A 23031-nucleotide genomic window follows, 5' to 3' on the forward strand; every position below is an offset into this window, starting at 1 on the left:
TCGGGAAGGGGGTTTCGCGTCAAGGAAGTTCACACGGCGGCCGGACGAGCCGCGGCCCGCCGGACGGCACTCAGACGCAGGTGACGTCGATGGTGATGCGCTGCGTCTGCGCGTTCACCACCGGCTGCAGGATGCGCAACTGCACCTGCCCGCGCACCCGCGTGCCGCTGTAGTGGGAGTCGACCGTCCACGGGATCTGCAGGCTCTGCTGGCGCTGCCCGTTGCCGGTGAAGTGCAGCAGGTCAGGCGGCCACGAGCGCTTGTTGTCGAAGTACCACTGGTACACGACGTCGCCCTCGCCGCCGTCGACCAGGATGGTCGCCGCGATGATCACCTCGTCGCGGCCGTCGCAGCGCACCCACGCGCCCTGGTTGTGGTCGCTCGTCAGTACGACGCCCACCACCTTGACCCGCGGACCCGAGCCGCCGTTGTCGCCGCCGTCCGAGCCCTGCTGGCCCTGGTTGCCTTCGTTCTGCTGCTTGGTCTGCGGCGGGGCGACGGGCGGCGCGGGCTGACCGCCGGACTGGCCCGGGGTCGCGGACGGCGCCGGGCGCGTGGTGCTCGGCGCACCGCCGGCCTTCGGCGACGCCGGGGGCACCGGCAGGTCGGTCGGCGCGACGGGGGACACCTCGACCGGCGCCTCGGAGGTCGCGGCCGGACCCGGGAGCGCGTGCTCCTCGGCGGGCAGCTGCGGTGGGATGCCCACCGGCTCCGACGGCGCGGCGTGCTCGACGGCGCCCTGGGAGCCGTACAGGTTGACCAGCGTGAGCACGCCGATCATGAGCAGCGCGATGACGACCGGGCCGGCCGGGACGCGCCGGATGAAGGCACGGACTGTCCGCATCCGGCCTCCCTTCCCCGCCCGTGGGGTTCCAGCCCCCCTGCCGGCCGGGGGGCGCCGCCCTGCCCGCGGCCGGCGGCGAGGCGGCACTGCCGGAAACTATCGCGAATCAGGGTCCGCCGTCAGCGATGTCCTAGCGATGCCCCCGTGGTGCGCCCGCCTTGACGAGACTGCACTGTTCTTGGGAGTTGCACCAGACGGCGCCTACCCCGGCGCGGGCCGCGCTATCCCGCCGCGCGCGATACGCACGGGAATGTTCCGACTCGCGCCCGAACACCCGGACGACGGACGCGCGATCAGCCCCGCGCGCGCCCGCGGCCCGCGACCGCCGCCACCACCAGGCCACCCGCCGCCACGAGCACCAGCCCGACCAGCACGACCGGCACCGTGCCGGACGCGCCCGTGTGCGGCAGTTCGGCCACCGGGGTACGGGACGGGACGGACGACGGCGCGGCCGACGGCGCGGGGGAACCCGGGGCGGGGGAGCCCGAGGCGGCGCCCGGCGCGGGCTGGTCGACGAGATACCAGGCGATGATTCGAGTGCCGGAGTGCACGGCGCTCACGCCCGCGCGCGGACCCGGCGCGATCTGCATCCCGGCCGCGCGCAGCGCGTCCAGCCCCTCCAGCCCACCGGCGAGCACGAGTTCGTGGTCCACCGTGAGCGCGGGCACCCCCGTCACGTCGGTCACCGGCCGGATGCCGAGCGGCGCGACGGCGGCCAGCAGCGCGGCCAGCTCCGCGTCGGACGGCCGGTCCGCGCGTCCAGGCGCCTCGCGCTCGCGCGCCGGGGCGCTGGACGGATGCGCGTTTGGGTCGGGCCGCAGCCCCGGCAGCCCGGCCCGCGGCTCGACCATGGGCGCGGTGGCCGGCCCCTGCCCTACCGGCGGCACCGGATCCGGAGCGGCGACGGCGCCCACCGCCACCGGCACGGTCAGCACTGTGAGCACGAAGGACGCCGCGACAGCACGAACCCGCTTCGACACGGCCACCCTTCCCCAGCGCACACGCGGCCGGAGGACCCGGCGACGCTTCACACCGTAGGAAAATGCGGCAAATCATTCAATAACCGACATCCGTGTGTGCCGAACTGTCACACACCGGCCGCCCCGACCCGCCGGAGCCGGGCCGTCAGTCCCCCGACCCGGCCACCGTCAGCAGCACCTTGCCGATGTGCTCGCTCGCCTCCACCACCCGGTGCGCCTCGGCGGCCTCGGTGACCGGCAGCATGCGGTCGACGATCGGCCGGACCCGCTCGGCGGCGATCAGCGGCCACACGTGCTCGCGCACCGCCGCCACGATCGCCGCCTTCTCCGACAGCGGCCGGGCCCGCAGCGTCGTCGCCGCGACCGCCGCGCGCTTGGCCAGCAGCATGCCGAGGTCGAGCTCGGCCTTGCGGCCGCCCTGCAGCCCGATGACCACCATGCGGCCGTTGACCGCCAGCGCCTCGACGTTGCGCCCCAGGTACTTCGCGCCCATGTTGTCGAGGATCACGTCGACGCCCGCACCGTCGGTCTCCTCGGCGATCCGCGCCGCGAAGTCCTCCTCGCGGTAGTTCACCGCCACGTCCGCGCCCAACTCACGGCAGCGCGCCAGCTTCGCCTCGGTGCCGGCGGTCGTGAACACGCGCGCGCCGATCGCCTTCGCCAGCTGGATCGCCATCGTCCCGATGCCGCTCGAACCGCCGTGCACCAGGAACGACTCGCCGGGGCGCAGGTGCGCCACCATGAACACGTTCGACCACACCGTGGTCGCGACCTCCGGTAGCGCCGCCGCCGTCACCAGGTCCACCCCGTCCGGCACCGGCAGCAGCTGGCCCACCGGCACCCGGACGAACTGCGCGTACCCGCCGCCCGCGAGCAGCGCGCACACCTCGTCGCCGACCGCCCAGCCCGCCACGCCGGGCCCGACCTTCACGATCCGGCCGGACGCCTCAAGGCCCGGGTACGCCGAGGCCCCCGGCGGCGGCGGGTAGAAGCCCTGCCGCTGCATGATGTCGGCGCGGTTGACCGCGGTCGCGGCGACCTCCACCAGCACCTCGCCGGCCGCCGGCTCCTCGTCCGGAACCTGCGTCCAGGCCAGCACCTCGGGCCCGCCGGGCCGTTCGATCGTGATCGCGTACAACGGTTCGTGCTCCTCGTTCGGTGACACTGTCCCGCCGCGGCGTCCTGCGACACCGCGGCGCGACCGGACGCTACCGGTCCGTGCCGCCCCTCGGCACGGACGCGTGCGGCGCGGCGTTCGAGCGGATCACCACGAGCCGGTCGCCCGCCGCGAGCTTCGCCGCCGCCGGATCGTCGTGCCGCAGCGTGCGGTGGCCGCGCACGACCGCCACCACCAGGTCCCGGCACTCGGCCGGCGACTTGCCCGTCTCGCCCGTGTCGACCGGGCGTTCGACCAGGTCCATGCCGGAGCCGTACTGCAGCAGGTCCTCGACGACCTCGCCGACGTTCGGGCTCAGCATCGACACGCCGAGCAGCCGGCCCGCGGCACTCGCGGTCGTGACCACCGAGTCGGCGCCGCTCTGCCGGATGAGCGGGGAGTTCTCGTCCTCGCGCACCGCCGCGACGATCCACGCCTTCCGGTTGATCTGACGCGCGGTCAAGGTGACCAGGGCGGCGGTGTCGTCGCGGTTGACCGAGACGATCAGGTTCTTCGCCCGCGCGAACTCGGCGCGGCGCAGCACCTCGGCGCGCGTCGCGTCACCCGTCACCGCGACCAGGCCGTCCTCGTCCGTCGCCCACGCGACCGCGTCAGGATCCGGGTCGACGACCACGATCCGGTCCCGCGGCACGCCCTGGGCCAACAGCGTCTGCACGGCGCTGTAGCCGGTGGTGCCGTACCCGACGACGACGGTGTGGTCTCGCAAGGTGGACCTCCAGCGGGACAGCCGCCACTGCTCCCGCGTGCGCTCGGTCAGGACTTCGAGGGTGGTGCCGACGAGGATGATCAGGAAGACCACGCGCAGCGGCGTGATGACGACCGCGTTCATCAGACGCGCGGAGTCGCTCGCCGGGGTGATGTCGCCGTAGCCGGTCGTGGAGAGCGTGACCGTCGAGTAGTAGAAGGCGTCGAGCAACGACATCGAGCCGTCGATGTTGTCGCGGTACCCGTCGCGGTCGACGTAGACGAGCACGACCGTCACGACCAGCACCGCCAGCGCGAGCCCGAAACGGCGCAGCACCTGCGTCAGCGGGCCCGGGCGTTGGCGCGGGATCCCGACGGCGCCGTCCGCCGAGGACGTCACCACGGCACCCGCAGCACCTCGACCCGGTCCCCCGTGCGCAGACCGCCGGGCGGCACCACCGCCATGCCGTCCGCGACGGCGAAGCCGCGCAGCATCGCGGGCCCGGAGAAGTGCAGCGGCACGTCGCCGGACATCGGCACCAGCCGGGTGTCGCGCGGATGCCCGGTCACCGCCGCCGCCAGCCGCACCCGGCGCGGACGCGGCTCGGGCCGGCCCGACAACCGGCGCAGCAACGGCACCGCCAACGTGAGCATGCCGGACACCGCGGCCAACGGATTGCCGGGCAGCCCGACGAGGAACCGGCCCGCGCCCGGACGCGCGCCCGGCAGGTGCGCCAGCAGCATCGGATGCCCGGGGCGCACCGCGACGCCGTCGACCAGCAGTTCGGCGCGCAGCTGGCGCAGCAGCGGATGGACGTGGTCGACGGGACCGCCCGCCGTGCCGCCGGTGGTGATGACGACGTCCGCCTGCGAGGCCTCGACCGCGCGGCGCAGCACCGTGAAGTCGTCCCCGAGCCGCCGCACCCGCCGCACGTCGGCGCCGAGCGCGCGCAGCCACGGAGTGAGCAGCGGCCCCAGCGCGTCGCGGATCCGGCCGTCGCGCGGCAGCCCCGAGTCGAGCAGCTCGTCACCGAGCACCAGCACCTCGACGCGCGGCCGGTCGATCACGACCAGCTCGTCGTACCCGGCCGCCGCGGCGAGCCCGGTCACCCCCGGCGTCACGACGGTCCCGGCAGGCAGCAGCTCGTCGCCGGTCCGGCACTCCTGGCCCTGCGCGCGGATGTCGCCGCCCTGCTCCACCTCGCCGAACAACAGCCGGTCGTCGACCTTGCTGCGCTCACTGCGCAGCACCCCGGTCGCCCCGTGCGGCAGCCGGGCACCGGTCGCGATCTCGACGGCGTCCCCGTCCCGCAGCGCGCCGACGGTGGAGCCGTCCTCCCCCGCGAGCAGCCGCCCACGCACCTGCCACGGCCCGGGCCCCGCGACCGCCCAGCCGTCCATCGCCGACGTGTCGAACGGCGGCAGATCCGTCAGCGCCGTCACCGGCCGCGCCAGCACGTGGTCCCGCGCATGGTGCAACGTCCGCGACACAGCCGGCAACGGCCGCCCAGCCGCCCGAGCCCGCGCCCGCGCGTCGGGCCAGGCCAGGTCGTGGTGCTCAGCGCTTCGCTCACTCACGCCCCCATCGTCCCGCGCCGACCCCACGATCCGCGGCAACGCCCCCGACAATGCGCCGCAGATCACGAACACCTGCCCGACGAGCCGCCCCCACCCGACGCAGCGGGAGCGCCGAACCCAACGGAACGCCGACACGCAACAACCGGAGACCTACAGCCGACGCCGCACGCAGTGGAACGCCCAACGAGGACCGCTCAGACAGGCAGCGGCACGCCGCGAGCAACGTGCGGCTCGGCCACACCGACACGACCCGCGCGACATCCTCAGCCGGTCGGCCCGGCGGTGTCGCCGGACATCCCGACTCCGCCCGACCGTCGGTCCCGGGACCGGCCCGCAGGACGGATCTCGGTGTCCTCGTCGGGCCGGCGCGCCGCAGCCACGCTGGGCCGCCTCAGTGCGTGCGTCATGAGCACGCCGACACGCCCAGCCTCTGACGCGCCCTGGCCACAGCGTCGCGAGCCCGTGCGCGGCAACCCAGTCGGTCAAAACCGGCCGTCTCGTCGGGCGCCGGCACGCGGGCGAGGCCTCAGTGTCCGCATCCCGACTCGCGCGACGGCCGGTCCCGGGACCGGCCCGCAGGACGGATCTCGGTGTCCTCGTCGGGCGGTCGGCGCGCCGCAGCCACGCTGGGCCGCCTCAGTGCGTGCGTCATGAGCACGCCGACGCGCCCAGCCTCTGACGCGCCCTGGCCACAGCGTCGCGAGCCCGTGCGCGGCAACCCAGCCAGTCGAGCCGGCCGTCTCGTCGGGCGCCGGCACGCGGGTCAGGCCTCGGCGTCCTCGTCGGGGCGTCGGTACGCCGCGGCCAGGGCCTCGGCCTTCCGGAGGGCCTCGGCCACCGCCTCGGGGCCGCCGCCCGCCTGGGCTGCGGCGTAGCCGACCAAAAAGGCCGTCAGCGGGGCGGCCGGGCGGACGATGTTGTGGGCGGCGACCTTGGTCATGTCGAGCAGGCCTGCCACGTCGACGTCCAGGTCGATGCCCAGTTCGGCCTTGACGGCCTCGATCCAGTCCTCCAGCACGTCTTCCCCACTTCCCGATCGCCGTCTGGCCGCGCGTACTTGCGGCCAGGTGTCGCAGTCGAAGGCCGCCGACCCCTCGTCGGGCAGCCGGTACAGGTCGAGTGGCGCCAGCGTCCGCCGCAGCGCCGCGCCGTGCGGGTCGGGCACGGCGTCCACCGCGTTCCGCAGTGCCGCGGTGCGGTAGGCGGCCAGCAGCGGCTGGTCCCGGCCTTCGTCGTCGACCAGCAGGACACCGTCCGCAGCCCGCAGGGCGTCGAGCAGACGGCGCGTCACCTCCCGTGTGACGAAAGGCAGGTCGGCCGCGAGCACGACCACGTTCGGCGCCTCCACGAGCGCCAGCCCGGCCGCCAGTGCGGCGACGGGCCCGCCGCCCGGGGGTTCCTCGCGGGTCCACCGCACCTCGTACGCGGTGGGCCGTTCCGGGCCGACGACGACAACCCGTCGGGCCCCCGCGCAGGCGTCGAGCGCGTGGTCGAGGAGGGTGCGTCCGCCCACCCGCAGCCGGGTCTTGTCGGAGCCGCCCAGCCGCCGCGCCGCGCCGCCCGCGAGGACGACCGCGTCGAATTCGGGGCCCGCCTCGTCGGCCATGCCTCACTCCCCCGTCGGGGGCAGCTGGTCGGCGGGCACGTGCTGCACGATCCAGGTGTGCATCGCAATCGCCGCCGCCGCGCCCGCGTTCATCGACCGGGTCGAGCCGAACTGCGCGATCGAGCACACCGCCTCGGACGCCTCCCACGCCTCCTCGGTCAGCCCCGGCCCTTCCTGCCCGAACAGCAGAACGCAACGCCGCGGCAGCTTCGTCGTCTCGAGCGGCACCGCGCCCGGGAGGTTGTCTATGCCGATGACCGGCAGGCCCTCCGACTCCGCCCAGGCCGCGAACGCCGCTACCGAGTCGTGGTGCCGCACGTGCTGGTACCGGTCGGTGACCATCGCCCCGCGCCGGTTCCAGCGGCGGCGGCCGACGATGTGGACCTCTTTGGCGAGGAACGCGTTGGCGGTGCGCACGACGGAGCCGATGTTGAAGTCGTGCTGCCAGTTCTCGACGGCGACGTGGAACTCGTGCCGCCGCGTGTCGAGGTCGGCGACGATCGCGTCGTGCGTCCAGTACCGGTACCGGTCGACGACGTTGCGCCGGTCGCCCTCGGCGAGCAGTACGCGGTCGTAGCGCGGGTCGTCGGGCCACGGCAGCGGGTGCGGGCCGACGCCGACCTCGCGCTCGGCGGGCGCCTCGTCCGGGTCGTCGATCACCCTCGAAGGGTACGCGGGCGCGGCCACGGCACCCGCGCACGGACCCACAGCAGGAACGCCGTCGGCAGGAAGACCGCGTCGCCGAGCGCCATCGACGCCGAGAACATCGGCAGGCCGAGCAGGACCGCGATGCCGAGGTGCATGCCGAGCAGGATCGCGATGGCCACGTACTTGGCGCGCTTGGCGAAGACGAGGAACGCGAACCCGACCTGGGTGAAGACGGTCAGGTAGGCGATGAGCGTGCCGCCGACGGCGCCGCCTTCGGCGATGTGGGAGAGCGACGGCCAGGGGGAGAAGTACTCGAGCCGGAGCGCGTAGTGCATGGCCGTGCCGTCCTGCCAGCGCCCGCCCTGCACCTTGAACAGGCCTGCGGCGCCGTACACGATGCAGACCTGGGCGGCGATGACGACCATCGCGCAGTGGTGCATCGCGCTGACCACCGCGATGCGCAGCTGCTCGAGCTCGAAGGGCAGCCGCCACATGCCGACGAACACGATCGCCGCGCCGATGAGCGCCGACCACCACGGCAGCAGCAGGCCGACCGCGACGACGGCGACGAGCGCGACGAGGACGCCGGTCTCCTGTCCGGGTCCGGGCGACGCGCCGCGTCCGGTGCGGCGGGCGCGGCGCGCGTCGAGCGACCACACCCGGCCGGACGCGGTGAACATCAGGTAGAAGGCCATCAGGCCGAGCACGACGTCGCCGCCGTCGGTCATGAGGATCGAGCGTTCCTTGAACGACTCGACCATGACGTAGAACAGCACGGCCGTGGCGCGGGTGTGCCAGCCGAGGACGAACAGCGTGGTGAAGACGATGGCGAGCACGTACATGAGCTCGAACCACCAGCGGTCGTCGCGGAGCAGGAGCAGGCTGCTCCCGTTCACGCCGGACAGCAGGCGGCGCGCCATGTCGGGCGACCACGGCGACTGGTCGCCCCACAGCTCGCGGCGGTTGAGGACCTCGCGCAGCAGGGTGATCAGGAAGACCAGGCCGAAGCCCACGCGGAGCATCGCCGCCTGGTAGGTGCCGCGCGTCGGGCCGGTGAGCCGGTCCATCCAGCCGAGGAGCGCGTCGGACGCCCGGACGTCGAGCGGCACCCGCTTGGGCGCGGCCTTCGCGTGCTGCTCCCGGGGCCCGGGCTGTGCGGGGACGCCCTGCGCGGCCGCCTCGGGGGCCGGCTCCGCCGCGGGCTGGGACACGGGCTGGTACACGGGCTCGGACACCGGCCCGGACGCGGAATCAACGGAAGTCATCGGGCTGCGCCTCCAACCAGCCGAGGTCGCGGACCATCGGCTCCTCCTGCGACTGCCCCGGGGGCGCGATCGGCGTGGACACCGACCGCACCTGGACCGCCACCACGCCGTCCGCGCGTCCGTCCGCCTGGAGCCGCTTGATGACGATGCGCCGCAGGTACTGCTCGGCGAGCTCGCCCTGGTCGTTGGCGCGGCTGCCGTCGCTGTTGTGCGAGCCGGTGTAGAAGTCCCACGCGCGGCGCAGCAGGTTCTGGTCGGCCTTGCTCGGGTACGGGTTGTGCTTGATGTGGTCGATGTCGTCGCCGGTGAGGTCCATCCACGCGGACTCGGTGACCGTGCCGTCCGGCGCCTTGACCCGCACGCGGGCGGTCACGTGGATGTTGAGGTTGAGCGGGTCGGGCGCGAACAGCTTCCAGCTCTGTTCGAAGAGCGGGTAGATCCATTCGTTCGTGGTCTTTTGGTACTTCTGCGACGCCCGGTTCGGCGGGGCGACGTGCATGGTCACGAACAGCAGGTGCAGCACGACACCGGAGACGAGCATGATCGCGACCGCCGCGGCGGCCAGCCGGACGCGCGGCGAGCGGCCCGCGGGGTCGGCGGGGTCCGCCTCGTAGCCGTCGTACGACCGGACGGCGGCGGGGCGGGTCGGCGCGGCCGCCGTCCCGTCCTCGTCCGCCGTCCCGCCGGCCCCGGTCGGTGTCGCTCCGGCACCGGAATCGACCCCGGTGTCCGGGCTGTCCTGCTCAGGCATGGCCCTCCCCGTACGTTTGCGGCAGCCGCACGCTATCGGCTCCGTGCCCGTCGGGGGCACCCTCAGGTGCCGTCACAGGTCGAGGGCGCCCTCGCGGCCGTGTGCCGCGTACCGGCCGAGCAGTTCGGCGCGGTCCGCCGCGGTGAAGGCACGGTAGTCGGCGCCGCGCTCCGGCGACCACCACACCGGCTCGTCGGTCCGGAACCCCTCGCGGCGCAGCCCGACCTTGTTGACCTTGTTGGTCGCGGTGACGGGGATGCGCTCGGCGATCCGGACGAAGCGCGGCGGCATCTTCGTGCCGAGGTCCGGCTGGTCGGCGAGGAACGCCGCGAAGGCGTCCGGGTCGAACGCGGTGCCGGGGCGCAACTGCAGGGCGGCCATGACCTGGTCGCCGGAGACCGGGTCGGGGACGCCGTAGACGACGACCGCCTCCACGGGGGCGAAGCGGGACAGGATGCCCTCGATGGTGGCGACCGAGAGGTTCTCGCTGTCGACCCGCAGCTTGTCGTCGCTGCGCGCGGCGAAGTACAGGTAGCCGGCGGCGTCGCGGTAGAAGTGGTCGCCGGTCCAGTACTGGCCGTCGCGGGTGCGGGCGGCGTTCGCGGCGTCGTTGCGCCAGTAGCCCTCGAAGCCGTTGCGGCCGATGTTGACCAGTTCGCCGATCGCCTCGTCGCCGTTGACCAGCCGGCCGGCGTCGTCGAACACGGCGCGCGGGCACTCCAGGCCGGTCTCGGGGTTCAGCAGCGCGCCGTTCTCGGGGCACGGGCCGACGGCGCGGTCGGGGGTGCCGGGGCGCCAGTTGACGCTCATGCCGCCTTCGGAGCTGCCGTAGCCCTCGGTGAGCGTGGCGCCGAAGCGCTTCTCGAAACGGTGCATGTCGACGCTGCCGGCCTCGGTGCCGAATCCGGCGCGCAGTGGGTTGTCGGCGTCGTCCGCCTGCTCGGGGGTGGCGAGGATGTACGAGATCGCGCGGCCCACGTAGGTGAAGTACGTCGCGTTGTACTTGCGGACGTCTTCGAGGAACCCGGACGCCGAGAACTTCCTGCGCAGCGCCACCGCGCCGCCCGCGCGCAGCGCCGGCGACCAGTTCGCCATCAGCGCGTTGCCGTGGAACATCGGCATGCAGATGTAGTTGACGCTGTCGCGGTCGAAGCCGAACTGCTCGGTCAGCACCGCGCCGGCGCCGGCGAGGCGGCCCTGCGAGCAGATGACGCCCTTGGGCGCGCCGGTCGAGCCGGACGTGAAGACGATCAGCAGGCGGGTGGCCGGGTCGACGGCGGACACGTCCGGCAGCGCGGCGCCGGCGTACGGCGCGAGGGTGTCGGCGTACTCGGGGTCGTCGACGACCAGCAGGCGTTCGGCGGGTATGCCGAGGTCGAGGCCCTCCAGCAGGGGGAGGTGGGCGCGTTCGGTGACGATCATCGAGCAGTCGGCGTGCGTGATGTCACGGGCCAGTTCGGGGCCGCGCCGGGTCGAGTTGACGCCGACGAGGGTGCCGCCGGCCGCGGCGATGCCTTCCAGCCAGAACGGGAACTCGGGGACGTTGTCGAGCAGGACCCCGACGTGCGGCGGCGCGCCGGCGGGCAGCCGGTCGGTCAGCAGCGCGGCCCGGGCGGCGGCGGCGCGGGAGACCTCGTGGTGGGTCCAGGTCCGGTCCTCGAACATCAGGCCGGTTCGGTGGTCGCCTTCCTGCGCGTGCACCAGTTCGGCGATCGTGACCATGATGTGCTCCCTCGGCGGATTCTGATACACCGTCAGATGCATTCTGTCCGCATGATTGACAGTGTCAACAGAGTCAGCAGACACGTGTCGGCGCAGCCGCCGGCCGCACGGAACCGAAAGGCAGGGCGCGGATGAGCCCGGAACCCACGTCAGCCACCCTCTCGGGCCCCTCCGCGGCCACCCTGGCGGCCATGCTCGGCGCCGACATGCCCGCCGCGGCCGACATCCCCGACGAGGCCTTCGCCCTGGCCGACGCGGTACGCGAGCTCGTCGAGGCCACCGTGGTCACCGACGTGGACGCCGCCGCGCGCAGCGAGGCCGCCGAGCTCGTGGCCCGCGCCACCGAGCTGCTGCGTGCCGCCCAGCGCCCCAAGGACGCCGTCGTCCAGCTCGTCCGGCACGACAACGGGCGCTTCGAACACCTGACCCAGGCCGGCTCGGGCCGGCTCAACCCGCAGGCCGCCCGCGTCGAGTTCCTCGACCTGCCGACCCCGCCCCCGGCGGGCGCCGAACCGGTCCCGGTCGAGATCCGCGGCCGCGTCACGCTCCGCGCCCAGCACGGCGGCCCGCCCGGCCGCGTCCACGGCGGCGTCGTCGCGACGATCCTCGACCAGCTCCTGGGCGTCGCGGCCTCGGCCAGCGGCCCGGCGGGCTTCACGGCGGGCCTGGACATCCGGTTCCGGCGGGCGACGCCCTACGACGTCCCGCTGGAGCTCAGCGCGCGCTTCGACCGCCGCGAGGGCCGCAAGACGTTCACGACGGGGGAGATCCGCGCCGACGGCGTCGTGACCGCGGAGGCGACGGCGGTCTTCGTCTCCGACCGCACCCCGGGCGCGGGCACCGGCGCCCACAGCTGAACGCACACGTGCCCGCTCCCCGGTCGGGGAGCGGGCACGTGAGACGCCTCGGATCAGGCCACGAACGCGGGCCCGGCGTGCTCGGAAACCATCGGCCGCCCGGCCGCGTCCCACGCCAGCATCCCGCCGTCGATGTTGACGGCGTCCCACCCGCGGGACGCGAGGTACTGCGTGACCTGCGCCGACCGCCCGCCGACCCGGCACATCACATAGACGCGCTGGTCCTGCGGAACCTCGTCGATCCGCGCGAGCAGGCCGCTCATGGGGATGTGCACCGCACCGTCGACGTGGCCCGCGTGCCACTCCTCGTCCTCACGCACGTCGAGCACGAACGCATCCGCGGGCACCTCGGCGACGACGACGGCCGGCAGGGACTGGTGCATGGTGACTCCGTCACAGACGAGGGGCACTGACCCAACCATTGTCGGCCATCGACGCGAGGACCCGACCCGCCGGTCGCCGCGCGCACGCCCGGCCGTGCCCCTGGGGCGGTTCACGGATGGGTCAGTCGGACCGGCGCTGAACGGGTCGTGCGGCGCAACACGCGCGCATGATGGTTGATATGCCCGACTGACAGGTAGATGTTGTGATTCACCACCTGGCATTCAGGCCCCACAGACCCGGCCTGGTCCGGCCGACGCCCATCCGGCCGGACCGGGCCGGCCCCATGTTCTGGGGTTCAGGGGCTCAGGGGTTCACGGCAGGAGCGTCTGGAGGCGTACCTCTTCGGCCTCGATGCGTTCCAGGAGCGAGTCCCCCAGGTGCTCCAGCAGCGCGACCGCGTCGCCGTCGGGCGCCAGGGCGAGCAGTTGGCCCATCGGGCTCTCCAGGAGGGCGTTCCACTCCGTCACGAGCTGTTCGCGGCGCTCGGTCAGCAGCGTCAGGCGGCTCCGCAGCCAGCCGACGCGGTCGAAGTCCCGCTGCTCGGGCGGCGGCGCCCCGTCGCCCGAGGCCCACTGGGCGTCGAGCTCCATCAGGGCGGCGATGTCACCGGCCGCGTACGCGGCGTTGACCCGGGCGATGAACTCGCCGCGGCGCTCCTTCTCGTCGGCGTCCTGCGCCAGGTCGGGGTGGGCGCGGCGGGCCAGCTCGCGGTAGAGCCGCCTGGCCTCCTCGCTCGGCTTGACCCGGCGGGGCTCCTCGGCGGGCGGTTCGGGGATGCCGGGGCCTGTGCCGTCGCCGCTCAGGGCGTCCATCAGGTCGTCGAGGTCCGGCATGGGGTCGACGCGGGCCCGCGCCGCGACCGCCCGCCGGATGTCCTCGGCGTCGCCGCTCCGGGCCGCTTGGGCCTCCGCGACCAGGGCCTCCAGCTCGTCGAGCCGCTCGTAGAGCGGGCCGAGCCGCCGGTGGTGCTCGATCGCGAGATTGTCCAGTTCGACGCGCAACGAGATCACGTCGACCTCGGCGTCGAGGAGTGCGGCCTCAGCGGCGGCGAGCTCCCGCTCCAGCCCGTCCACCTGGGGATCCACCCAGGTCACGGGTGCGTTGGCGTCGTCCATCCCAGCCTTTCCGCGGGGCCGCACGGCCTTGCCGGGCAAGGCGTTCCGGCGTCTCCGTACAAACCTGTTAGGTGTCGAGAAGATCAAATCACTGACAACAGCCCACACCAGCCTATGTGTTAGGGCAGCATGGTCAGGCCGTCCCTGGCCAGTCGATCCAACCAAGCAGTTGGCTAGAGGGGATAAGATCCAGCCATGCCGCCCGACACCGCACGTACCCGAGCCAAACTTCTCGACGCCGCACGCGCGGAATTCGCCGAGCACGGCATCGCCGGTGCACGCGTCGACCGCATCGCCCTGCGAGCCGGGGTGAACAAGGAGCGCATCTATGCGTATTTCGGGAACAAGGAACAGCTGTTCCAGCACGTCCTCAGTGAGTCGCTCCAAGAGCTGACCGCCGTCGTCACCATGCCGAGTGACGACCCTGCCGAGTACGTCGCACAGATCTACGACTTCTACATCGCGCGGCCGGAGCTCCTCCGCCTGCTCCTGTGGGAGGCGCTGTACTACGGGAACGAGCCGATCCCGGACGAGGAGCGGCGGGCCACGAGCTACGCCGTCAAGCTGCAGGAGTTCGCCGAACACCTCGGCGTGCAGCCCACCCCGGACGTGGCCCAGCTGCTGTTCTCGCTGATCGGCGTCGCAGCGTGGCAGTCCACGATGCCCCAGATGGCACGCATCATCCTGGGCAGCGAGACCGAGTCCGAACAGGCCCAGGCCCGCCGCCGGGAGCACCTGGTCGAGTTCACCCGACAGTCCATAGCCTCGGTGAAGCAGCCGCAGGCGTAATCAGGACTCGTCGGACCAGCCACGCTCGATGATGGGGCCGGTACCGTCACCTCCGTAGCACGGGACCGGCCTCGGGACACCAGGGATGCAGCGAACGATCGACCTCAACGCCGACCTCGGCGAAGGATTCGGGCCATGGCGGCTCGGCGACGACGAGGCACTGCTGGATGTGATCACCAGTGCCAACGTCGCGTGCGGGTTCCATGCAGGTGATCCCTCGACGATGCGGCGGACCTGCGATGCCGCGGTGGCCCGCGGGGTGCGCATCGGCGCCCAGGTGGGCTACCGCGACCTGGCCGGCTTCGGCCGGCGCGACATGGACTACGCGCCGGCCGAGCTGACCGACGATCTGCTGTACCAGATCGGTGCCCTCGACGCGTTCGCGCGCGCCGCTGGGGACCGAGTGCGGTACGTCAAACCGCACGGAGCCCTGTACAACCGCATCGCCCTTGACGCGGGACTCGCCACAGTCCCGGAAGCGTTCGCGGACAGCGCCTCACGGCGGAGGGTCGGCTCATGAGCCGCCGTGAGCACCTGGTCGAACCAACGCGGCGGTCCACGCCCTCGGTGAAGCAGCCGCAGGCGTGACGGCTGACGCCACGCGACAAAGGTGAGGCCGGTCCCACTACCTCGGTAGACCGGGACCGGCCATCCGCCCCGCGGGCCCCACGACACCGACACGGCGGTTTCCCGCCCGCCCCGTCCCCGTTTCCCCCGGCCAACCGGTAGAACCGGTGGCAGCAGGTGGTTTCCGGCAACCGGGAGGCAAAGTGACGGCGCGGCGCTGGCAGTTCTGGGTGGACCGGGGCGGGACCTTCACCGACATCGTCGCCCGCCGCCCGGACGGCCGCCTGGTCACCCACAAGCTGCTCTCCGAGAACCCGGCGCGCTACCGCGACGCCGCGGTAGCGGGCATCCGCACGCTGCTCGGGCTCGCCCCGGACGCCCCGGTCACCCCCGACCTGGTCGAGCAGGTCCGCATGGGCACCACGGTCGCCACCAACGCCCTGCTGGAACGCAAGGGCGACCGCACCGTCCTCGTCGTCACGCGCGGCTTCCGTGACGCGCTCCGCATCGCCTACCAGAACCGTCCGAGCATCTTCGCGCGCCACATCGTGCTGCCCGAGGCGCTTTACGAGCGGGTCCTCGAGGTCGACGAGCGGATGGCCGCGGACGGCACCGTGCTGCGCGCGCCCGACCTCGCCGCGCTCGCCGACGGGCTCCGCGAGGCGTACGACGCGGGCATCCGCGCCGTCGCCGTGGTCTGTCTGCACAGCTACCTGCACCCCGGGCACGAGCAGGCCGTCGGCCTGCTCGCCCGCGAGCTCGGCTTCCCGCAGGTGTCGCTGTCCAGCGAGGTCAGCCCGCTCATGAAGATCGTGCCGCGGGGCGACACCACAGTCGTCGACGCCTACCTCTCGCCGGTACTGCGCCGCTACGTCTCCCAGGTCGCCGACCAACTGCCCGGTGTGCGCCTGATGTTCATGCAGTCCAACGGCGGCCTCGCGGAGGCGCACCACTTCCGTGGCAAGGACGCCGTGCTGTCCGGCCCCGCGGGCGGCATCGTCGGCATGGCCCGTATGTCGGAGGTCGCCGGATACGACAAGGTCATCGGCTTCGACATGGGCGGCACGTCCACCGACGTGTCGCACTACACCGGCGAGTACGAGCGGGTCTTCGACACCCGGGTCGCCGGGGTCCGGCTGCGTGCCCCGATGCTCGCCATCGACACCGTCGCGGCGGGCGGCGGCTCGGTGTTGCGGTTCGACGGCGGCCGCTACCGCGTCGGTCCCGAGTCGGCGGGCGCCCACCCGGGCCCGGCCTGCTACCGCAACGGCGGCCCACTGACCGTCACGGACGCCAACGTGATGCTCGGCCGCATCCAGCCGGCCTTCTTCCCGCACGTGTTCGGCCCGGACGGCGACCAGCCGCTGGACGCCGCCGAGGTGCGCGGCCGGTTCACCGCGCTCGCGGCGGAGATCCGCGCGGCGACCGGCGACGACCGCACCCCGGAGGAGGTCGCCGAAGGCTTTCTGCGCATCGCGATCGCGAACACCGCCAACGCGGTCAAGCGCATCTCCGTGGAAAAGGGCCACGACGTCGCCGAGTACGCCCTCACCACGTTCGGCGGCGCCGGCGGCCAGCACGCCTGCGCCCTCGCCGACTCGCTCGGCATCCGGACCGTGCTCGTGCCGCCGATGGCCGGCGTGCTGTCCGCCCTCGGCATCGGGCTCGCCGACACCACCGCGATGCGCCAGCACGCGGTCGAGGCCCGGCTGTCCGCCGAGGCGATGCCCGGGGTGCGCGCGACCGCCGACGAGCTGGAGGCCGCCGCGCGCGCCGAACTCGGCGACGAGGGCGTCCCGTCCGACCGCATCCGGGTGGCCCGGCGCGCCCACCTGCGCTACGACGGCACCGACACCGCGCTGGCGGTGGACCTCGCCGACCCGGCCGCGATGACCGCGGCGTTCGAGGGGCTGCACCGGCGCACGTACTCGTTCCTCATGGAACGCCCGCTGATCGTCGAGTCGGTGGCCGTCGAGGCGACCGGTCTCACCGAGCAGCCCGAACGCCTGGAGGCGGCGGCCGCCGAGGCGCCAACAGGCGGCGCCGGGCCGGTCCCGGTGCGCGCCTACGTGGCCGGGACCTGGCGCGACATCCCCCTGCTCCGACGCGCGTTCATGGCACCCGGCGAGCACGTCACGGGCCCGGCGATCGTCACCGACCCCAACTCGACCACCCTCGTCGACGACGGCTGGCGCGCCACCGCCACCGGCGACGGGCACCTGCGCATCGAACGCGTGACACCGCGCGCCGACGCCGCGGAGGGCACCGCCGCCGACCCCGTGCTCCTGGAGATCTTCAACAACCTGTTCATGTCCATCGCCGAACAGATGGGCAGCGCCCTGGAGTCGACCGCGCAGTCGGTGAACATCCGGGAGCGGTTGGACTTCTCGTGCGCGCTGTTCGACCCGGACGGCAACCTCATCGCCAACGCCCCGCACATCCCGGTGCACCTCGGTTCGATGAGCAGCACCGTGCAGGAGGTCGTCCGACGCCGCCGCGCGGAACTCAAGCCGGGCGACGTGTACGCGGTCAACGACCCGTACCACGGCGGCACCCACCTGCCCGACATCACGGTGGTCACCCCGGTGTTCGCCGAGCAGTCGCCCCCCGGCACGGCCCCGGAGATCCTGTTCTTCGTCGCCGCCCGCGGCCACCACGCCGAGATCGGCGGCCTGACCCCGGGCTCGATGCCCGCGGACAGCACGGTCATCGACGAGGAGGGCGTGCTGTTCGACGCGTGGCTGCTCGTCGACGGCGGCCGGTTCCGCGAGGCCGAGACGCTGCGGCTGCTCACCGAGGCGCGGTACCCGTCCCGCAACCCGGCGGCCAACCTCGCCGACCTGCGCGCCCAGGTCGCGGCGAACACCAAGGGCGTCGAGGAAGTCCGTCGCATGATCGCGCACTTCGGGCTCGACGTGGTCCAGGCCTACATGCGGCACGTGCAGGACAACGCCGAGGAGGCGGTTCGCCGGGTCATCGACGCGCTCGACGACGGCGCCTACCGCTACGAGACGGACTCCGGCGCGGCCATCGCGGTACGAGTGGCGGTGGACCGGGCGACCCGCTCGGCGACCGTCGACTTCACCGGCACCTCCGCCCAGCTGTCGACCAACCTCAATGCGCCGTCGTCGGTCGTCACGGCCGCCGTCCTCTATGTCTTCCGCACCCTCGTCGCCGCCGAGATCCCGCTCAACGAGGGCTGCCTGCGCCCGCTGACGATCGTCGTCCCGCCCGACTCGATGCTCGCGCCCGAGTACCCGGCCGCCGTCGTCGCGGGCAACGTCGAGACCTCCCAGGCGGTCACCGGCGCCCTGTATGCGGCAATGGGCATCCAGGCGGAGGGCTCCGGCACGATGAACAACGTCACCTTCGGCAACGCCCAGCACCAGTACTACGAGACGCTGGGCTCCGGCTCGGGCGCGGGCGACGGCTTCGACGGCGCACCGGTCGTGCAGACCCACATGACGAACTCGCGGCTGACCGACCCCGAAGTGCTGGAGTGGCGGTTCCCGGTTCGGCTGGAGGAGTTCGCGGTGCGCCACGGCAGCGGCGGCGCCGGGCGGTGGCACGGCGGAGACGGCGCGGTGCGGCGGATCCGGTTCCTGGAGCCGATGACGGTGTGCACACTGTCGGGCCACCGGCGGGTGCCCCCGTACGGGATGTCGGGCGGCGAGCCGGGCGCGCTGGGCCGCAACCGGGTGCGCCGCGCGGACGGCTCGGTGGTCGAGCTGGCCGGGTTCGACGCCGTCGACGTGGCCGCGGGCGACGTCCTGGAAATCGAGACCCCCGGCGGCGGGGGCTACGGGACGCCCTGAGGGTGAGGGCCGGTGCGGGGGGAATCCCGCGCCCTACGGTTCCGGCGGACCGTAGCGGGCCGCAGACCGGTCAGGCGGGCATGCGCGTGGCCAGGCCGTCGAGGACGACGCCCAGGCCGTACTCGAACTTGGCGTCGCGCAGCGCCACCGGGTCAGGCACGTCCACATAACCCCCGGCGAGGTCCGGGTGCTGTGCCGCGGCCTCGCGCGCGGCGGGCATCAGACGCGCGACGAACTCGGCCTCGGTCTCACCGGACCGGGCAACCGTGGTGAGCCACGCGGCCTCGGTGGTGCTCATGCCGATGACGTACGACAGCACGGTGTCGATCGCCCCGTGCGGCTGGGGGAAGCCGGTCTGCGTGAACAGCGCCGCCAGGTTGTTCGAGAACGCCATGAGGTTCGGGCCCAGGTAGGCCAGCCCGGCCTGGCCGAGGACGCCCGCCACCCAGGGGTGCCGTAGCGCCGTCGCGCGGAACGACCGGGCGGCGTCGGCCACGTCGGCGCGCCAGTCGGGGCCGCCGGGCGCGGGCAGCGCGATCTCGCCGCAGACCTCGTCGACGGCAAGCTCCATCAGCTCGTCCTTCGTCGCCACGTGCCGGTACAGGGAGGTCGCGCCGGCGTTCAGGCGCGCGCCGAGCTTGCGCATGCTGAGCGCCTCGACGCCCTCCGCGTCGAGCATCGCGATGGCCTCGCGCACGATCGCGGTGCGGGAGAGCGCGGGCTGGTCGGCCTCGCGCGGAGTGCGGGCCCAGACGGACGGGACGGGCTTCGATGCTGCGGGCATGGCGCTCCTCCGGACTGCTGCGTACACCGTGCGCGCTCAGCGTACACACGAAGACTGTTGCGCACACTGTTCCGTCATGCGTACAGTGTGCGCACGATAGGAACGGTGTACGCAACGGAGGGGAAAGACCATGGAGAACCGCAGCCCGCACCGCTGGTGGATCCTCGTCGTGCTCTGCCTCAGCTCGATGGTGCTGGTGGTCGACAGCATGGCCTTGACCGTCGCGGTGCCGTCGATGACCAAGGACCTCGGCGCGAGCGCCCAGCAGACCCAGTGGATCCTCGACTCCTACATCCTGGTCTTCGCCGGACTCCTGCTGACCTCGGGCAGCCTCGGCGACCGCTTCGGCCGCCGCCGGGTGATGATCACCGGGCTGCTGCTCTTCGGCGCGGCGTCACTCGCCGCCGTCTTCTGCGACAACCCCGGCGAAGTGATCGCGGTACGCGTCGCGATGGGCGTCGGCGGCGCGCTGATCATGCCCTCGACCCTGTCCATCCTCATCACCGTCTTCGACGACGACGAGCGCCCCAAGGCGATGGCCGCGTGGAGCTCCGTGTCGATGCTCGGCCTCGTCGGCAGCCCGGTCCTCGGCGGCGTGCTCATCGACCACTTCGCGTGGCACGCGATCTTCCTGATCAACGTCCCGGTCGTCGCCCTCGCCGTCGCCGCCGGCCTGCTGCTCATGCCCGAGTCCAAGGCCCCGTGGCAGAAGCCGGACCCGCTCGGCGCGGTGCTCTCCGCCACCGGCATGACCGCGCTGGTGTGGTGGATCATCGAGATCCCCGAGCACGGTGCGTTCGAAGGCCGTTCGCTGGTCACCGTCGGCATCGCGGCCGCCGCGCTCGCCGCGTTCGTGGTCTGGGAGAACACCACCTCCGCCCCGATGGTGCCGCTGGTCCTGTTCAAGCACCGCGACTTCACCGGCGGTTCGGTCTCCCTCGCACTCGTCCAGATCGGCACCGGCGGCCTGCTGCTCGTCCTGACCCAGTACCTGCAGTTCGTGCTCGGCTACTCGGCGATCAAGGCCGGACTCGCGTTCCTGCCGCTCGCCGTCACCGCGCTCATCGGCAACGCGTCGGGCGCACCGCTCGCCGCCAAGATCGGCAACCGGTACCTCGTCCTCACCGGCATGCTCGTCATGGCCTCCTGCTTCGCGCTGCTCACCACCGTCGACGCCGACAGCGGCTTCACCGTCCCGGCCGTCGCCCTCGGCCTCCTCGGCCTCGGCGCGGGCCTCGCGATGCCGGCCGCCGTCGGCGCGCTGATGGCGACCATCCCCGCGGACAAGGCCGGCGTCGGCTCCGCCCTCAACGACACCATCCAGCAGGCCGGCACCGCCCTCGGCATCGCCATCCTCGGCTCACTCCTCACCAGCGGCTACGGCAACGACATGCCGAACGACGCGCCTGCGCAGGCCAAGCAGTCCATCGCCGGCGCGGTGGCGAACGGCGACCCCGGCCTCGTCCACGCGGCCCGCGAGGCGTTCGCCGGCTCGATGTCCACCACCTTCGCGGTCAGCGCCCTCGGGGTCCTCGCCTCGGCCGCCTTGGCGACCGTCCTCCTTCGCGGTGGGAAGCAGATCGTGACCGAGCCGCAGGTGGAGGCCGAACTCGCCAACGCGTAGGCAATCCACGGCACGAAAGCCTGAAGGCCGGTATCCCGAAAGGGATACCGGCCTTCACGTTCACCGATCCAGCGATCAGACGCCTGTCTCGGCGGCGACGCGGCCGGACTTCACCGCCGCTTCGAGCTGTTCGTGGTCGCGCTCGGTCTGGTCGGCGTACGCGACGGCGAAGTCCGCGATCGCCTCGTCCAGCTTCGCGTTCTTGCCGCAGTAGCCGGCCAGCAGCTTCGGGTCGACGGAGTGGCTGTGCGCGCGGGCGAGCAGCGTGCCGGTCATGCGGGCGTAGTCGTCGAGCTGCTCGGCGGGCAGCGTGCTCGCGTCGATGCTGCCCTTCATGTTGCGGAACTGGCGGACCTGGAAGGGGAGTCCGTCGACGGTCGTCCAGCCGAGCAGGGAGTCGGTGACGGCCTGCATGATCTTCTGGCCGAACACCACGCGGCGGCCCTCGTGTTCGTCGTCGCCTATGCCCAGGTACGGGGCCAGGACCGAGCGGCGCGACTCCTTCACCTGCAGCACGAGGGGCTCGTCGCCGCTGCCTTCGAGCATGACCACGTAGGCCCGCAGGCCGACGCTGCCGGTTCCCACCACGCGGAACGCGACGTCCTCGACCACGAAGCGGTCGAACATCGGCCGCCGCTCAGGCGACAGCGTGTGCACATACCCGGCCAGCGACTGCGCCACGGCCTCCGCCGTCGCGTCGTCCACGGTCGTCAGAACCGGCGGGTCCGGCACGAACCGGCGCCGCCCGTCCTCGAGTTCCACGGTCGAACGCGCCGCGACCTTCGCGCTCGTATTCTTGCGGGCCTTCGCCGACACCTGGTCGAGCAGACCCGTGATGTCGTGCGCCTCCGCGTGCCACACGAGCGACTCGTCCGCGATCGCCTGCCACGCCTGCAACACGGGCATCCCGGCGAGCAACGCCATCGTCTTGCGGTACGCCTCGGCCGCGTCCTGCGCCGCGTCCCGGCACACCTCCTCCGAGGCCCCGCCGACCCGCCCGGCCACGACCAGGCTCGCGGCGAGCCGCTTCAGGTCCCACTCCCAGGGGCCCGGCGTCGTCTCGTCGAAGTCGTTGAGGTCCATCACCAGCCGGCCGTCAGAACTCCCGAACAGTCCGAAGTTCCCGGCGTGCGCGTCACCGCAGATCTGCGCCGTGACCCCGCTCACCGGCGTGCGCGCCAGGTCCGCGGCCATCAGCCCCGCGGACCCGCGCAGGAACGCGAACGGCGTCGCGACCATGCGCCCGATCCGGATCGGCACCAGATGCGGCAGCCGCCCGACGTTCGCCTGCTCCACCACGTCCAGCACCGCGGGCCGCTCCGCCCCCGGCTCGAACCGCCGGTGCTCGGCCCGCGACAGCGCCTTCCGCAGCGCCTTCCCCCGCGCCTTGGCCGTCACATCCCCACGCACCCGAAACCCGGGCACCACGAAGTCCCGCCCCTGGAGCGGAACCGCCCCGTCCTCTTCGACCGCAGGGATCTCGACAACCGCCATCTCGCAGAACCTCCGTCTCCCACCACGCGGTGGGCCCCACCTGAAGCTATCGCTACGTCCGACGCCCACACGAGGGCCCCGGTTGCGCCGAAAACCCCACCACGACACGGCGCTACGTTTTGCCCCGGGGCTGAACCCGGCTCGTGCAGCGCACCCACGGCAGGACCATCACCCACAGCCTGTGGACGACGCAGAGAGCAGTACTCCCGCAAGGATTTCCGCGCGCCCGCAAACGCGGGCGCGCGGAAGACCCCGCACCCCGGTCAGCCTCACAGCACGGAGATCGAAAGAGCCCACCGACCACCGACGGCGCGGGGCGCCCCCCTGCCCCGCCCCGCCCAAAACCC

General features: G+C 72.9%; 18 protein-coding genes and 1 pseudogene. 5 read left to right on the forward strand and 14 right to left on the reverse strand.

What is annotated here, in order from left to right; translation table 11 throughout:
* Positions 1-70: 70 nt before the first annotated feature.
* The 10 genes from QI554_RS37950 to QI554_RS37995 form a co-directional block, all read right to left on the reverse strand.
* Complete coding sequence (locus QI554_RS37950; RefSeq protein WP_281477043.1) at positions 71-844, reverse strand: hypothetical protein; 774 nt, start codon at positions 842-844, stop codon at positions 71-73.
* A gap of 293 nt (positions 845-1137) precedes the next feature.
* On the reverse strand, positions 1138-1824 hold the full coding sequence (locus QI554_RS37955) for an LPXTG cell wall anchor domain-containing protein (RefSeq protein ID WP_281477045.1): 687 nt from the start codon (positions 1822-1824) through the stop codon (positions 1138-1140).
* A gap of 145 nt (positions 1825-1969) precedes the next feature.
* Positions 1970-2962, reverse strand: a complete 993-nt coding sequence (locus QI554_RS37960) for an NAD(P)H-quinone oxidoreductase (RefSeq protein ID WP_281477046.1) — start codon at positions 2960-2962, stop codon at positions 1970-1972.
* Positions 2963-3032: 70 nt separating this feature from the next.
* Positions 3033-4088, reverse strand: a complete 1056-nt coding sequence (locus QI554_RS37965) for a potassium channel family protein (RefSeq protein ID WP_425528127.1) — start codon at positions 4086-4088, stop codon at positions 3033-3035.
* Entirely contained in the window at positions 4082-5290 is a 1209-nt protein-coding gene (locus QI554_RS37970; protein ID WP_425528129.1) for a molybdopterin molybdotransferase MoeA, read from the reverse strand. Before QI554_RS37970 ends, QI554_RS37965 begins: the two co-directional genes overlap by 7 nt.
* A 736-nt stretch (positions 5291-6026) precedes the next feature.
* Positions 6027-6869, reverse strand: coding sequence for an NTP transferase domain-containing protein (locus QI554_RS37975; protein ID WP_281477050.1), 843 nt, complete (start codon positions 6867-6869; stop codon positions 6027-6029).
* Between the two features lie 3 nt (positions 6870-6872).
* A complete protein-coding gene (locus QI554_RS37980; RefSeq protein WP_281477051.1) occupies positions 6873-7529 on the reverse strand; it encodes a TrmH family RNA methyltransferase in 657 nt (218 codons plus the stop codon).
* Positions 7526-8782 carry an HTTM domain-containing protein gene (locus QI554_RS37985; protein WP_281477053.1) on the reverse strand — a complete coding sequence of 419 codons (1257 nt, stop codon included), beginning with the start codon at positions 8780-8782 and terminating at the stop codon, positions 7526-7528. The genes QI554_RS37980 and QI554_RS37985 overlap by 4 nt, the downstream gene beginning before the upstream one ends.
* Positions 8769-9533: a DUF5819 family protein gene (locus QI554_RS37990; RefSeq protein WP_281477055.1), complete on the reverse strand. Its 765-nt coding sequence runs from the start codon at positions 9531-9533 to the stop codon at positions 8769-8771. The genes QI554_RS37985 and QI554_RS37990 overlap by 14 nt, the downstream gene beginning before the upstream one ends.
* A 72-nt stretch (positions 9534-9605) precedes the next feature.
* A complete protein-coding gene (locus QI554_RS37995; RefSeq protein WP_281477057.1) occupies positions 9606-11255 on the reverse strand; it encodes an AMP-binding protein in 1650 nt (549 codons plus the stop codon).
* A 131-nt stretch (positions 11256-11386) separates the two neighbouring features.
* Here QI554_RS37995 and QI554_RS38000 point away from each other — a divergent pair, with 131 nt between their 5' ends.
* On the forward strand, positions 11387-12112 hold the full coding sequence (locus tag QI554_RS38000) for a PaaI family thioesterase (RefSeq protein WP_281477059.1): 726 nt from the start codon (positions 11387-11389) through the stop codon (positions 12110-12112).
* A 53-nt stretch (positions 12113-12165) separates the two neighbouring features.
* On the opposite strand, the gene QI554_RS38005 is transcribed toward QI554_RS38000, so the two are convergent.
* Together QI554_RS38005 and QI554_RS38010 are read right to left on the reverse strand one after the other, a co-directional pair.
* Entirely contained in the window at positions 12166-12495 is a 330-nt protein-coding gene (locus QI554_RS38005) for a rhodanese-like domain-containing protein (RefSeq protein ID WP_281477060.1), read from the reverse strand.
* 312 nt (positions 12496-12807) lie between these two features.
* Positions 12808-13611 (reverse strand): hypothetical protein, encoded by an 804-nt coding sequence (locus QI554_RS38010; RefSeq protein ID WP_281477061.1) that lies wholly within the window; start codon positions 13609-13611, stop codon positions 12808-12810.
* A gap of 195 nt (positions 13612-13806) precedes the next feature.
* On the opposite strand from QI554_RS38010, the gene QI554_RS38015 reads away from it, so the two are divergent.
* The 3 genes and pseudogenes from QI554_RS38015 to QI554_RS38025 all read left to right on the forward strand — a co-directional run bounded on the left by QI554_RS38015 (position 13807) and on the right by QI554_RS38025 (position 18782).
* On the forward strand, positions 13807-14400 hold the full coding sequence (locus QI554_RS38015) for a TetR/AcrR family transcriptional regulator (protein ID WP_281477063.1): 594 nt from the start codon (positions 13807-13809) through the stop codon (positions 14398-14400).
* A gap of 85 nt (positions 14401-14485) precedes the next feature.
* Positions 14486-14866: pseudogene (locus tag QI554_RS38020) on the forward strand (LamB/YcsF family protein); the annotation flags it as partial.
* 304 nt (positions 14867-15170) lie between these two features.
* Positions 15171-18782 carry a hydantoinase B/oxoprolinase family protein gene (locus QI554_RS38025; protein WP_281477065.1) on the forward strand — a complete coding sequence of 1204 codons (3612 nt, stop codon included), beginning with the start codon at positions 15171-15173 and terminating at the stop codon, positions 18780-18782.
* Between the two features lie 70 nt (positions 18783-18852).
* Here the strand turns inward: QI554_RS38025 and QI554_RS38030 are convergent, their stop codons facing one another.
* Positions 18853-19566, reverse strand: coding sequence for a TetR/AcrR family transcriptional regulator (locus tag QI554_RS38030; protein ID WP_281477066.1), 714 nt, complete (start codon positions 19564-19566; stop codon positions 18853-18855).
* A gap of 130 nt (positions 19567-19696) precedes the next feature.
* Between QI554_RS38030 and QI554_RS38035 the strand changes: the two genes are divergently transcribed.
* Entirely contained in the window at positions 19697-21190 is a 1494-nt protein-coding gene (locus QI554_RS38035) for an MFS transporter (RefSeq protein WP_281477068.1), read from the forward strand.
* Positions 21191-21265: 75 nt separating this feature from the next.
* On the opposite strand, the gene QI554_RS38040 is transcribed toward QI554_RS38035, so the two are convergent.
* Positions 21266-22684, reverse strand: coding sequence for a DUF2252 domain-containing protein (locus QI554_RS38040; protein ID WP_281477070.1), 1419 nt, complete (start codon positions 22682-22684; stop codon positions 21266-21268).
* Positions 22685-23031: the final 347 nt, after the last annotated feature.

This window comes from Yinghuangia seranimata (assembly GCF_029953285.1).
GTDB lineage: Bacteria > Actinomycetota > Actinomycetes > Streptomycetales > Streptomycetaceae > Yinghuangia > Yinghuangia seranimata.